General features: G+C 69.5%; 13 protein-coding genes and 1 pseudogene. 6 read left to right on the forward strand and 8 right to left on the reverse strand.

Annotated elements, in window-relative coordinates:
• The first annotated feature begins 19 nt into the window (after positions 1-19).
• Complete coding sequence (locus MELE44368_RS16660) at positions 20-421, forward strand: DUF302 domain-containing protein (RefSeq protein WP_128109484.1); 402 nt, start codon at positions 20-22, stop codon at positions 419-421.
• 23 nt (positions 422-444) lie between these two features.
• Here MELE44368_RS16660 and MELE44368_RS16665 read toward each other — a convergent pair whose 3' ends face one another.
• Positions 445-1,539, reverse strand: coding sequence for an NADH:flavin oxidoreductase (locus MELE44368_RS16665; protein ID WP_128109585.1), 1,095 nt, complete (start codon positions 1,537-1,539; stop codon positions 445-447).
• Positions 1,540-1,606: 67 nt separating this feature from the next.
• Here MELE44368_RS16665 and MELE44368_RS16670 point away from each other — a divergent pair, with 67 nt between their 5' ends.
• The gene (locus tag MELE44368_RS16670; protein ID WP_128109485.1) at positions 1,607-2,212 is read left to right on the forward strand and encodes a class I SAM-dependent methyltransferase; all 606 of its coding nucleotides are present in this window, start codon (positions 1,607-1,609) and stop codon (positions 2,210-2,212) included.
• 8 nt (positions 2,213-2,220) lie between these two features.
• Here MELE44368_RS16670 and MELE44368_RS16675 read toward each other — a convergent pair whose 3' ends face one another.
• From MELE44368_RS16675 to MELE44368_RS16700, 5 genes are all read right to left on the reverse strand, one after another.
• Positions 2,221-2,553: a VOC family protein gene (locus MELE44368_RS16675; protein WP_276050747.1), complete on the reverse strand. Its 333-nt coding sequence runs from the start codon at positions 2,551-2,553 to the stop codon at positions 2,221-2,223.
• Between the two features lie 53 nt (positions 2,554-2,606).
• Positions 2,607-3,779 (reverse strand): site-2 protease family protein, encoded by a 1,173-nt coding sequence (locus MELE44368_RS16680; RefSeq protein WP_128109486.1) that lies wholly within the window; start codon positions 3,777-3,779, stop codon positions 2,607-2,609.
• Positions 3,780-3,854: 75 nt separating this feature from the next.
• Positions 3,855-5,198 (reverse strand): acyl-CoA dehydrogenase family protein, encoded by a 1,344-nt coding sequence (locus MELE44368_RS16685; protein ID WP_128109487.1) that lies wholly within the window; start codon positions 5,196-5,198, stop codon positions 3,855-3,857.
• A complete protein-coding gene (locus tag MELE44368_RS26675) occupies positions 5,195-6,337 on the reverse strand; it encodes an acyl-CoA dehydrogenase family protein (RefSeq protein ID WP_164890128.1) in 1,143 nt (380 codons plus the stop codon). The genes MELE44368_RS16685 and MELE44368_RS26675 overlap by 4 nt, the downstream gene beginning before the upstream one ends.
• Positions 6,334-7,251: an acetoacetate decarboxylase family protein gene (locus tag MELE44368_RS16700; protein ID WP_164890129.1), complete on the reverse strand. Its 918-nt coding sequence runs from the start codon at positions 7,249-7,251 to the stop codon at positions 6,334-6,336. Before MELE44368_RS16700 ends, MELE44368_RS26675 begins: the two co-directional genes overlap by 4 nt.
• Positions 7,252-7,457: 206 nt before the next feature.
• Here MELE44368_RS16700 and MELE44368_RS16705 point away from each other — a divergent pair, with 206 nt between their 5' ends.
• Both MELE44368_RS16705 and MELE44368_RS16710 read left to right on the forward strand, forming a co-directional pair.
• Positions 7,458-7,865: a YciI family protein gene (locus tag MELE44368_RS16705; protein WP_046751935.1), complete on the forward strand. Its 408-nt coding sequence runs from the start codon at positions 7,458-7,460 to the stop codon at positions 7,863-7,865.
• Positions 7,866-7,880: 15 nt separating this feature from the next.
• Positions 7,881-9,038: an RNA polymerase sigma factor gene (locus MELE44368_RS16710; RefSeq protein ID WP_128109491.1), complete on the forward strand. Its 1,158-nt coding sequence runs from the start codon at positions 7,881-7,883 to the stop codon at positions 9,036-9,038.
• 108 nt (positions 9,039-9,146) lie between these two features.
• On the opposite strand, the gene MELE44368_RS26680 is transcribed toward MELE44368_RS16710, so the two are convergent.
• The gene (locus MELE44368_RS26680; RefSeq protein ID WP_164890124.1) at positions 9,147-9,452 is read right to left on the reverse strand and encodes a hypothetical protein; all 306 of its coding nucleotides are present in this window, start codon (positions 9,450-9,452) and stop codon (positions 9,147-9,149) included.
• A gap of 26 nt (positions 9,453-9,478) precedes the next feature.
• Positions 9,479-9,622: pseudogene (locus MELE44368_RS16715) on the reverse strand (acyl-CoA dehydrogenase family protein); the annotation flags it as partial.
• A gap of 147 nt (positions 9,623-9,769) precedes the next feature.
• Here MELE44368_RS16715 and MELE44368_RS16720 point away from each other — a divergent pair.
• Both MELE44368_RS16720 and MELE44368_RS16725 read left to right on the forward strand, forming a co-directional pair.
• Complete coding sequence (locus MELE44368_RS16720; protein ID WP_128109492.1) at positions 9,770-10,672, forward strand: LysR substrate-binding domain-containing protein; 903 nt, start codon at positions 9,770-9,772, stop codon at positions 10,670-10,672.
• Positions 10,673-10,749: 77 nt separating this feature from the next.
• Positions 10,750-12,105 carry a WS/DGAT/MGAT family O-acyltransferase gene (locus MELE44368_RS16725; RefSeq protein ID WP_128109493.1) on the forward strand — a complete coding sequence of 452 codons (1,356 nt, stop codon included), beginning with the start codon at positions 10,750-10,752 and terminating at the stop codon, positions 12,103-12,105.
• Positions 12,106-12,114: the final 9 nt, after the last annotated feature.

The raw sequence follows: 12,114 nt of genomic DNA on the forward strand, positions 1-12,114 counted from the left end.
CCGAGGGAAGGAAGTCATCATGGGAATCGCCTTGTCCACCAGTTTGAAGACGACGTTCGACGACGCCGTGACGCGTACCCGCGAGGCGTTGGCCGAACAGGGGTTCGGCGTGCTCACGGAGATCGACGTGAAGGCGACGCTGAAGACCAAGCTCGACGAGGACATGGAGAACTACCTGATCCTCGGCGCGTGTAATCCGCCGCTGGCCCACCGGGCCCTCGGGGTCGAACGTCAGATCGGGCTGTTGCTGCCGTGCAACGTCGTGGTGCGCAGCGATCCCGACGACCCGGAGAGGACGCTCGTCGAGGCGATGGATCCGCAGATCCTCGTCGACGTCACGAGCGAGCCCGGGCTGAAGCCGATCGCCGACGAAGTCGCGACCAAGCTGAAGGCGGCGATCGACGCGCTGGCGTCGTCCTGAACGGTTGAGGGCGCGACCCGGCGCTAGGCCAGCGACGCCAGCGCCGTCTGCGGGTCATATCCGCGGAACTTGTGGAGTTCGTCGGCGCGCAAGCGATTCACCCATGCCGGGTCGGCGAGCAATGCACGTCCGATCGCGACGATGTCGAACTCCCCGGCGTCGAACTGCTCGACGAGGCGGTCGACCGGAGCGGGCTGAATGACCTGACCGCGTCGTTCACTGCGGAACTGTGTCTCCAACCCGACCGAGCCGACCGCGATGACCGGCACTCCCGCCACCTTCTTCGTCCACCCGGCGAGGCTGAGTTCGCTGTCGTGGTCGGGAAACGCGGGCACGTAATGCCTGCGCGTCGAGGGATGCAGGACGTCGACACCGGCCTCCACCAACGGGGTCAGCAGCTGCCGCAACTGGATCGGATCCTCGGCGATGGACGCGGCGTAGTCGGTGCCTTTCCACTGCGAGAACCGGAAGATGATCGGATAGTCGGGACCGATGGCCGCGCGCACCGCGGCCACCACCTCGGCGGGAAACCGGGTCCGCTCAGCCAGTGATCCGCCGTAGCCGTCGGTTCGGAGATTGGTTCGCTCCCAAAAGAATTCGTCGAGCAGATAGCCGTGTGCACCGTGCAGTTCGACGGCGTCGAAGCCGACTTCGCGGGCCGTGGCCGCGCTTCGTGCGTACAGCTCCGCGAGCCGGGCCAGTTCCTCGGTCTCTAACGCGCGTCCTCTCGGCCGGCCCTGCCCGTCCACCCCCGAGGGGCTGACCGGCGCCACGCCGTCGGCGTCGCCGCGTTCGGCGCCCTGATGCCACAGCTGTGCGGCGATGGTGGCGCCCTCGGCGTGGACCGCCGCGACGACACGTCGCCAGCCCTCGAGCACCGCCTCGCCGGCGAGCGTGGGAATGCTCGCCGGATGACCGGCAGCCGGGTCGGGCAGCCGAATTCCCTCGGTGATGACCAGCCCGACGCCGCCGGCTGCGCGCCGGCGGTAGTACTCGGCCACGTCGGCGCCCGGAACGCCGTCGGGGGAGGCCTGCCGGGTCATCGGTGCCATCGCGAAGCGGTTGGGCACGGTCAGCGAGCGAACGGCAAGCGGTGTGAACAGATCGTCGAGGGCCATGCACGCCTCAACGCCGCGGCCCCGACGGGCATTCCGGGCGCAGATCACCGGCTGGGACAATGCGGACATGGTCGAGCAGAGCATCTGGATGCAGAAGGTCACGGCCGATCCCGGACATTCGCACTGGTATATCGAGCGTTTCCGGTCCATGGCGCGCGCAGGCGAGGACCTGGTCGGCGAAGCGCGGCTGGTGGACGCGATGGCGCCACGCGGCGCGCGCATACTCGACGCCGGCTGCGGGCCCGGCCGGCTGTGCGGATATCTGTCGGCGGCCGGGCACCAGGTGGTCGGGGTCGACGTCGACCCGGCACTCATCGAAGCCGCCGAGCAGGACTACCCGGGGCCGCGCTACCTGGTCGGCGACCTCGCCGAACTCGACCTGCCCGCACGCGGTATCCCCGAGCCGTTCGACGTCATCGTCTCGGCGGGCAACGTCATGACGTTCCTGGCGCCGAGCACCCGGGTCCTGGTGTTGAGTCGGCTGCGCGCCCACCTGGCCGAAGATGGCCGCGCGGTGATCGGGTTCGGCGCTGGCCGCGACTACCCGTTCGACCGGTTCTTCTCCGACGTGGCCGAGGCCGGGCTGGTGCCCGACCTGCTGCTGTCCACCTGGGATCTGCGGCCGTTCACCGAAGACTCCGACTTCCTGGTCGCGCTGCTACGGAGGGCGTAGGCGCAACCTCAGCGGGCCAGCGGTTTGTAGAACACGAGCCCGTTGCCCTTGTTGTCGTACACGACCGCGCGCCGTTCGTGCGCGTCGTCGTAGGGGCCCTTGACGATGCCGCCGCCGCTGGCCTCGATCGCCTTCGCGGCGCCGTCGACGTCGGCGGTCTTGATCCCGACGACCACCTGGCCGGGGATGGGATGGTCGACCGCGGTGGCCAGGGCCAGGGTCACGGACCCGCCGTCCAGCGCGGCGAAATGCGCACCGTCGCGGAACTTCAACGGCATCCCCAGCGTCTCGGTGTAGAACCGGATCGACTCGTCGAGATCGTCGGTCGACAGGATGATCATCCGGACGTCATGGTCGCTCACATTTCCTCCTTGTTGTACTCCATATCGCTTGTTCAGTGACGTCGGTGGCGCAGGTCGATCGAGATGTCCGAACCGCCGCTGCCTGCCCACACCCCCATCCCGTGCAGCGCCACCGCCCGGCTGATGTCGGACGGCGAGACGATACCGACGAGACGTCCGTGGTCATACACCAGGGCACGGCCGTCGGTGCACCCGCTCAGCCGCGGCAGCAGGTCGCTGAGCGGTTCATCGGGTGCGGCCGACGGGATGTCCTGCGGCGGGCAGGCCACATCGCGCAGCCTGACCACGGCGTGGTCGCGAACCGGAACGCCACGCAACCGGTTGAAGGTGACCAGCCCCTCGACCCGGCCGAAACCGTCGACCAACGGAAAGGCGGAGTGGCGGCGCAGCAACACCACGTCGCGCAGAAAGTCGGCAACGGTGCGGTCACCGGAAACCGTCTCGGGGTCGGCGGTCATCACGTCGCGGACCCGCACCCCGGACAGCATCGAGGTGGTGCGGGCCTGGTGCTCTTCCGCGCTGGCCATCGTCACGATGAACAGCCCCAACAGAATCCACCACAATCCGCCCGTGCCGTAGATGACCCGAAGCAGACCCAGGCCGATCATCACGAAGCCGAACAGCCGTCCCGCGCGGGCGGCCCAGACCGTCGCCTCGAACTGGTCGCCGCGCCACGCCCAGATCGCCGCCCGCAGGATGCGGCCACCGTCCAGCGGCGCAGCCGGAATGAGGTTGAACACGCCCAGCACCACGTTGATCAACGCCAGGTAGGACAACACCGCCACGGTCAGCGAACTGAGCCCCGCGCCGTCGGCGAGCATCGCCGCGACGCCGAACACCGCGGCGAGCAGGAAACTGGTGAGCGGGCCCACCACCGCGATACGGAACGCCGCGCCCGGCGTCAACGCGTCGCCGCGCAGCCGCGCCACACCGCCGAGCAGCCACAGCGTGATGTCCTCGACGCCGACGCCGTTGCGTCGCGCCCACACCGCATGCGCCAACTCGTGCGCCAGCAGCGACAACACGAACAGCGTGGCGGTCACCACCGCGGCGAGCACGTACTCCCAGGTCGCATAGCCCTCGGCGAGCACCCGGAACTGTACCGACAGGCCGATGACGAGCAACAGCACAATGCCCAACACGCTCCAGTGCACCCCGACGGACACACCGGCTAGCCGTCCCAGCCGTACCGTTGCCTTCACCATGGCTCCTTTCGTGGTTGACCCGGGATCCGCGGGCGGGATGGAAAAGCCGCGGGTCCCATCGCAGTCGAGTATCCGTTACCCCGGCGGGCCGGCAGCCGGAATCGAGGTGGAGAGATCGGCCTCCCAGAGCGCCTCGACGATCGCGAGCCGGTTGAGCTGGTTGGTGCCTTCGTAGATCTGGTTCAGCCGCGCGTCACGCAACCGCTTCTCGACGCCGCCGGCGACATGGGCGCCGTCGTCGCCCAGCAACTCCACGGCGCGCGCACAGACGGCGACCGCCCGGTCACCGCAGTAGGTCTTGGCCGCGCTCGACACCGCCTGCGTCGGCGGGACGTGGCGCACGCCCTGCCAGACCATGGCCCGCATGGCCATCGTCTCCAGCCACAGGTCGGCCAGCGCCAGCTGGACCTCCTGGTAGGAGAGCAGCGGTCTACCCCCGAGCCGGGTCTGTCGACAGTAGGCGGTCGCCGCCTCGGTTGCGCCGCGGGCGATGCCGACCGCGATCGCCGCGACCGGCAGCCGGGAGTAGTTGAGCACGTTGCGGTTCAGCGCCCAGCCCGACCGCTCGGCGCCGACCCGGTTCTCGGTCGGAACGAACACGTCGTCGAAGAACAACTCCGTCGCGTCCGCGGCGCGCTGGCCGAGTTTGTGTTCGCTGCGGCCGGTGCGGAAGCCCGGGGTGCCGCGTTCCACGACGAAGCAGGTCCAGTCCCGGTCCACCCGGGCGTGCCCGCCGTCCTCGGGTTCCAGCGCCGCGAACACGGTGACCAGGTCCGCGTGCGCGCCACCGGTGATGAACACCTTCTGCCCGTTGAGCACGTAACCGCCCGCGGCGCGACGCGCGGTGGTGCCGAACCTGGCCGCCGGCGCGCCCGCGGAGTCTTCGACATCGGACCCGGCCGCGGGTTCGGTGATGGCGAAGGCGGCCAGCCGGGCTCGGCCGGTGCGGTTGTCGCGGGTGATCGGCACCAGCCAGCGACGCACGCTTGCCAGGTCGCCGCTGAGCTGCAGCGGCGCCAGGCCGAGACCGTGTGCCAGCACGCTCAGCCCGAGCCCGGCGCACACGCTGGACAGCTCCTCCGCCTTGAGCACCTCGTGGAACAGCGTCCCGTCACCGAGGAACGCGCCCAACGGCATCGTGCCCCACGGCGGCGGCAGCTGTTCGGACTGCAACCCGGCCCTGGCCGCGGCGGTGAGCAGCGGACGCGGGTCGTATCCGGCCGGGTCGGCGTCCGCCCGCTCGAGCAACGGTGTCAGTTCCCGGCGCGCGAAGTCGCGATAGGCCCGGCGGCGGCGCGCCAGCCGGCGCGGCAACGTCTTGGTCTCACGCTCCCACAGGCTCACGTCGTCCAGGTCGATCAGCGCGCGACCGACGGGCTTGAGCAGTGCTGCCGAGCGCCGCAGTTCGGTCGAAGTCACCGGGCACCTCCCAGGCTGTGGCGCAGGAGCAGCAGCTGGTCGGGTCCGCCGTGCATCGCCCGCAGCGCGGTGAGATCGCGCAGCCGCTTCGAAAGGCCGTACTCGTCCATGTAGCCGTAGCCGCCGAGGGTCTGCAGCGCGTCGGTGACGGCCCGCGCCGCGTGCTCGCCCGCCGCCAGCCGCGCGTCCGCGGCCCAGCGCAGCAGTTCGGTCGGATCGAGGTCGGTGACCGGCGTGGTGGCGTGGCGGCGCAGCACGTCCGCCAGCACCGCGGTGTCGTGTTCGGCCCTGCCGAGAAGCAGTTTGACCGCGGCGTGTTCGATGATCGGTGCGCCGCCCTGTATCCGGGTGAGGGCGTACTGGGTCGCGTCCGTGACGGCGTGTTCGGCGGCGCCGAGCGCGATCGCCGCCTGACCGAGCCAGTCGCACGCAACGGCGCGCTGCAGTTGTCGTTCGGCTGCTGGGCCCGTGGCGCGCACGTGGGCATCGTCGAGGCGTACCTGCTCGGCGTGCACGTCGGCGACGCCGCAGGCCCGCAACCCGATCCGCGTGCCGGTGGGCAGCAGACGAACACCGTCCAGGTCGGTGGGCACGACGACGACGGCCCAGGTGTCGTCGGTCGCGGGGCCGGTGCGCGCGGCGAGCACCAGCGCGTCGGCACGCTGGGGTACAAGTGCGAAACGGGCTGTGCCGGAGAGCACTTGATCGCGCAGCATCAGGCCGTCACCGAACGCCCGGGGGTCCAGCGCGATCCCGACGGGCGGGCCGAACGCCGCGGCCAGCCGGGCATCGTCACCGGTGCCAAAGGGCGGCGTGGCGCCGGCGCCGGCCAGCACCACCGCCACGCCCTGTGCGTGGATCGCGGTGGCCAGCCCCGCGCACACGTGGCCGAGGCGGCGCAGAATGTCCAGCGATGTTGCGGCACCGTCGGTTTCGATGTGTTGGCCCCACACTCCCCAGCGGCCGGTGTCCGGTTCGGTGTCGGCGAGAAGCCCGAGCGCTGCGGCATCGGCCAACAGTGGTTCGACGGCGGCCAGATCGCCGTCGGGCGATTCTTCGGCGAACAACCGCTGCCGCGCTTTCGCGCCGAACCGCTCCACCGTGTCCAGCAGGAGGTCGGTGTCGTCGACGGCGGTCATCGATTCGCCGTTTCGCTCACCACCCGATCCGGGCTCGCCGCGCTGATCAACCGTTCCGTATCGTGGTCGTAACGCACTGTGTGCTCACCGAATTCGCGATCGGCACCCGGATAGCCGGCATACGGGCGATCGGACGGGCCCAGGTCTTCGCCGGCCGGGAGGATGGCGGTGTGGGTCAGGTAGGTCCGAGTGACGAGCGGCGTGGTGTCGAGGTCGAGATCGGCAAGGCCGCGGGCCACCGAATGGGCGCCCAGCGCCAGTTCGCCGCCGCGCAGTCCGGTCGCCACGTATGCCCGGGTGGGCACGATGGTGCGGATCAGCCGGTTGTCCTTCACCGTGAAGGTCGTCAGCGGCGCGCGTTCCAGTGCGACTCGACCGGAGCGACGAACCTCGAGGTGCAGGATTTCCTCGCCGCTTTCGCGCAGCGTGACCGATTGACGTTCGGGGAAGCTCTCAAATGCCATGTCGGCCACGAACTTCGGATAACCCCAGATACGTCGCCCGGCTTCGCAAGCGATGGCCGAGGTCACCGGCAGGTGCGCGACGAAGCCGCCGAACCCGTGCAGATAGCCGCTCGCCAGACCCAATACCGGCGGTGCGTCACGGTCCAACGTGCACAGCGGGCTGATCCCGATCTCCCCGTAGGGGCCTACGCTGGTCTCGAGGTAGTTGTACGCCACCACCGCGACCGCGGCGCGGCCGCGAGGGAGTCGCACCGGCCGCAACCGGTCGGACGGCAGGAGCGCGCGAACCGCGTCCTGGTCGGCGGTGAACACCCCCATGAAGCAGTCGGTGCGCCAATACCGAATCGGCAGATCGATGCTGGTGACGCCGATGTCCACGCCACGTTCGCTCGGACCGTCCCAGGCGAGAAACGAAGCCGACGATTGGCGCCGGCGGAACCGTGTTGTCATCGTCGAACCTCCCACAGCCGTGAACAACTGGGACATATGTCGAAGTTACGTCGGCACACCGCGTCGACGTAGGGCCGAAAGATGTCGAAATAGGGCCGAAAGGCCCACGAGAACCTCGGGTGGCCGGGCATGTCGAAAACGACGAGACAGCTCCGTCTCACAGATGAGCGACCAACTAGGGTCGCCACTTGCGAAGGGAGAACCTCATGGCCAAGTACCTGCTGCTCAAGCACTACCGGGGTGCGCCCGCCGCCGTCAACGACCTGCCGATGGATCAGTGGACACCGGCCGAGGTCGAGGCGCATCTGAAGTACATGAACGACTTCGCGGCCCGTTTGGAGGCCAGCGGCGAATACGTCGACAGCCAGGCCCTGGCGCCCGAAGGAACCTGGGTGCGCTACGACGGCGAAGGGAAGCCACCGGTGACCGACGGCCCGTTCGCCGAGACCAAGGACCTGATCGCGGGCTGGATGATCATCGACGTCGACTCCTACCAACGGGCGCTCGAATTGGCAGGTGAGCTGTCGGCGGCGCCGGGCGCAGGCGGCAAGCCGATCCACGAGTGGCTCGAGGTGCGGCCGTTTCTGGGCGCGTCGCCGACGATCACCGAGTAGGTGGCGGTCGCCGTCATGGACTCAGCGGACGAGGCGCAGCTGCGGGACGTGATCCCCAGTGTGCTGGCGACGCTCGTCCGCCGCGGGGCCGACTTCGCCACCGCCGAGGATGCGGTGCAGGAGGCGCTGGTCCGGGCCATCGAGACCTGGCCGGACCAGCGCCCCGACGATCCCAAGGCCTGGCTGATCATCACGGCATGGCGCCGGTTCGTCGACCTGAGCCGGGCCGATGTGGCCCGTCGTCGCCGCGAGGCCCGGGTGTCGGCGGATCCGCCGCCCGGGCCCGCGCCCCGCACCGACGACACCCTGCAGCTGTACTTCCTGTGTGCGCACCCGAGCCTGACCCCGGCGTCGGCGGTGGCGCTCACGCTGCGTGCCGTAGGCGGGCTGACCACCAGGCAGATCGCACAGGCCTATCTCGTCCCCGAATCGACGATGGCGCAGCGGATCAGCCGGGCCAAGCGAACCGTGAGCCAGGTACGGCTCGATCGTCCGGGGGATTTGAGCACCGTGCTGCGCGTGCTGTACCTGGTGTTCAACGAGGGGTACACCGGCGATGTCGACCTCGCCGCCGAGGCGATCCGGCTGGCCCGTCAGCTCGCCGCGGCCGCCGATGACCCCGAGGTCGCCGGCCTGTTGGCGCTCTTCCTGCTTCACCACGCCAGGCGTCCGGCCCGCATCCGCGCCGACGGCAGCCTGGTGCCCCTGGCCGAACAGGACCGCAGCCTGTGGCGGCGCGACCTGATCGCCGAGGGAGTGGCCGTGCTGCAGGCCGCGCTGGCCCGCGACCGGCTCGGCGAATATCAGGCGCAGGCCGCGATCGCCGCGTTGCACGCCGACGCGCAAACCGCCGATCAGACCGATTGGGTGCAGATTGTCGAGTGGTATGACGAGCTCGTGAAGCTGACCGACAGCCCGGTCGTGCGGCTCAACCGCGCTGTCGCCGTCGGGGAGGCCGACGGACCGCACGCCGGCCTGGCCGCGCTGGCCGGGCTCGACGCGTCGCTTCCGCGCTACACCGCGGCCGTCGCCTATCTCCGGGAGCGCGCAGGCGACCTCGCCGAGGCCGCGCGCCTCTACAGCGAGGCGGCTTCGCAGGCGCAGACTCTCGCCGAGCGCAACCACCTCACATTGCGGGCGGCCACTCTGCGCCAACGTCTTTCGAGCCGGTGATGCGCCGAGCGCTACGGTGCCGCCCGAGCCTTGACGAACGAGCGCACGTCGGCGACGAGGTAGAACGGAAGAGCACTACGAGCCGTGGCTCGACCCTGTCGACGGCGACTACGGCTGCCGGCGCGGTTGACCGTCGCCATGGTCGACCAGGCTGTCCAAGGCGTGCTGCCATTGGGCGGAGCGGATCCGGTTGCACAGCCCCCTTGTGATGACGACAACGGCTGCCATCGCGCTGACGACACCGACCAGCACCGACGCGCAGATGGCCACTGCTTCGACGGCCGCGCTGCCATAGCTCTCGTGTCGTGCGTCATAGGTCGCGGTTCCGAGGGCCAAGGCAACAGGAACGGTGAGCAGCGAGATGACAACGGCCAGGACAAGGACCACGGACTCAATACGGTCGGTCGTGCGCACCAACGCATTTCGTCCCCGCAACCGGGTCCGAGGCCGCCCCACTCCTGCGGGATCGCGTAGCCGAACAAACCCATCTCGGCGGCCTGCGCCCGCAGGTCGGCCGGGATGGCGTCGGTGTTCATGATCTCGACTTCGCGCGGAACGACGCGGTCCCGCACGAAGTGGTTGATCTGCTTGAGAACCTCGTCGAAGACGTCGTCGGGGACGTCGGGATTGCCGGATTACATGGTTCAACTATCGGAAACGAATTGAGATAAGTCCAATACCCAATAAGGCAATCAGTAATACTGGATTGATATTGGTGGAGGGAGGGTGTGATGGACGTGCAGCAGCTCAAGGCGTTTCTCGCGGTGGCCGAAGAGCTGCACTTCGGCCACGCCGCCGATCGGCTGCACATGGCCCAGCCGCCGCTGAGCCGCACCATCAGGCAGCTGGAGCATCAGCTGGGCACCCGCCTGTTCGACCGCAACACCCGCACGGTGCGGCTGACCGCCAGCGGCGAAGCCCTTGTGACGCCGGCGCGGGAGGTTCTGGCCGCGGTGTGCCGTGCCGAGATCGCGGTACGCAACGCCGGTGGCGGAGCGGCCGGGGTGGTGCGGATCGCCTTCGCCGGCATGTCGACGCACCCGCACGTCGCCCGGCTGGCACGCGTCGTGCGCTCCCGGCGCCCGGGCATCCGCCTCGAGTTGTCCAGCCAGAACTTCGCGCAGCCGGCGATGCAGAAGCTCGTCCGCAACGAGACCGACATCGCGCTCGGCCGCTGGGATGTGATTCCCGCCGACATCGACTCGAGGGTCGTGATGGCCGACGAGCTGGTCATCGCGCTACCCGACACCCACCCGCTGGCCGGAGTGGACCGGATCGCGGCCCACCAGCTGGCCGACGAGGGTTTCGTGTCGTTGCCCGCATACGAGGGCTCGGTGCTTCCCGACCGGTTACGCCTACTCGCTCAGGCCAGCGGCTTCGTGGCCGACGTGGTCCAGGTCGCGCCGGACACCCAGACCGCGCTGGCGCTGGTCAGCGCCGAGGTGGGGTGCCATCTCACCTTCGCCTCGGTGGCGCGCAACGCCGTCGACCCGCGCGTGGTCTTCGTCCCGATCGACACCACCGCCGTGCCTGACCTCGATGTGGATCTGCGCGCCGCGTGGCGGCGTGCCGATCGGACGCCTGCATTGCGCGAGGTGTTGGACTGCCTGTTCGACCCGCACGACGGCGGCTGAGCACACGTCAGAAGTTTTTCGTCTTGCGTTGCGGGGGATAAGGGGCAAGCTGGCAAGTATCGACGTTGGAGGCCCCCATGCAGCCGATTCTCCCGACCGACGCGTTGTTCCTGCTCGGTGAATCCCGCGAGCACCCAATGCATGTCGGCGGCCTGCAGTTGTTCGAGCCGCCCCAGGGCAGCGGGCCGGAGTTTCTGCGCGCGCTCTCCGACGCCCTGCTGACCCAGACCGACCTGACGCCGACGTTCCGTAAGCACCCGGCGTTCTTGGGCGGGCTGACCAACGTGATGTGGTCCTCCGACAAGAACGTCGAACTCGACTACCACCTGCGCCGGTCCGCGCTGCCTGCGCCGGGCCGGGTCCGCGAGCTGTTGGAGCTGACCTCGCGGCTACACGGCACGCTGCTCGACCGGCACCGTCCGCTGTGGGAGGCGCATCTCATCGAGGGGCTCGACGACGGCCGGTTCGCGGTTTACACCAAGTTCCACCACTCGCTGATCGACGGCGTCTCGGCGATGAAGCTGATGCAGCGGGTGCTGTCGACCGATCCCGCCGACAGCGAGGTGCGCGCACCGTGGAGCCTGCCGCCCAGGCGCAAGCCGGCCGACTCCGGGCCGTCGCTGTTGCGCACGCTGGGCCAGGTCGCCAGTTCGGTTGCGGGCCTTGCCCCCAACACGGTCTCGCTGGCGCGGGCCGCGCTGCTCGAGCAGGAGCTCACGCTGCCGTTCCGGGCGCCCAAGACGATGCTGAACGTCCGCATCGGCGGGGCCCGGCGCGTCGCCGCACAGTCCTGGGCGCTGGAGCGGATCAGAAACGTCAAGGCCGCGGCCGGGGTGACCGTCAACGACGTCGTGCTCGCGATGTGCGCGGGCGCGCTGCGGGCCTATCTGGCCGAGGAGGACGCGCTTCCCGCTACCCCGCTGGTGGCGATGGTCCCGGTCAACCTGCGCAACGCCGACGACGGCGACGGCGGCGGAAACCTGGTGGGCGCGATCCTGTGCAACCTCGCCACCGACGTCGAGGACCCGGCGCGCCGCGTCGAAGCCATCGCCGCGTCGATGCGCGACAACAAGAGGGTGTACTCGGAGCTGCCGCGCGTGCAACAGCTCGCGGTGTCGGCGTTTCTGATCAGCGGCCTGGCGTTCGCGCTGCTGCCGGGCTTCGTGCAGACTGCGCCGCCGCCGTTCAACATCGTCATCTCCAACGTGCCCGGCGCGCGGGAACCGTTGTACTGGAACGGAGCCCGCCTCGACGGCAACTATCCGCTGTCGATCCCGCTCGACGGCCAGGCGCTCAACATCACGATGGCCACCAACGCCGACCAGCTCGACTTCGGCCTGGTCGGGTGCCGGCGCAGCGTTCCGCACCTGCAGCGGCTGCTCGGTCACCTCGAGACGTCGTTGAAAGACCTCGAGCGCGCCGTGCGCGCATGACGGCGACAC

Origin of the sequence: Mycolicibacterium elephantis DSM 44368, assembly GCF_004014805.1 — a bacterium.
In the GTDB taxonomy this organism is placed as follows: domain Bacteria; phylum Actinomycetota; class Actinomycetes; order Mycobacteriales; family Mycobacteriaceae; genus Mycobacterium; species Mycobacterium elephantis.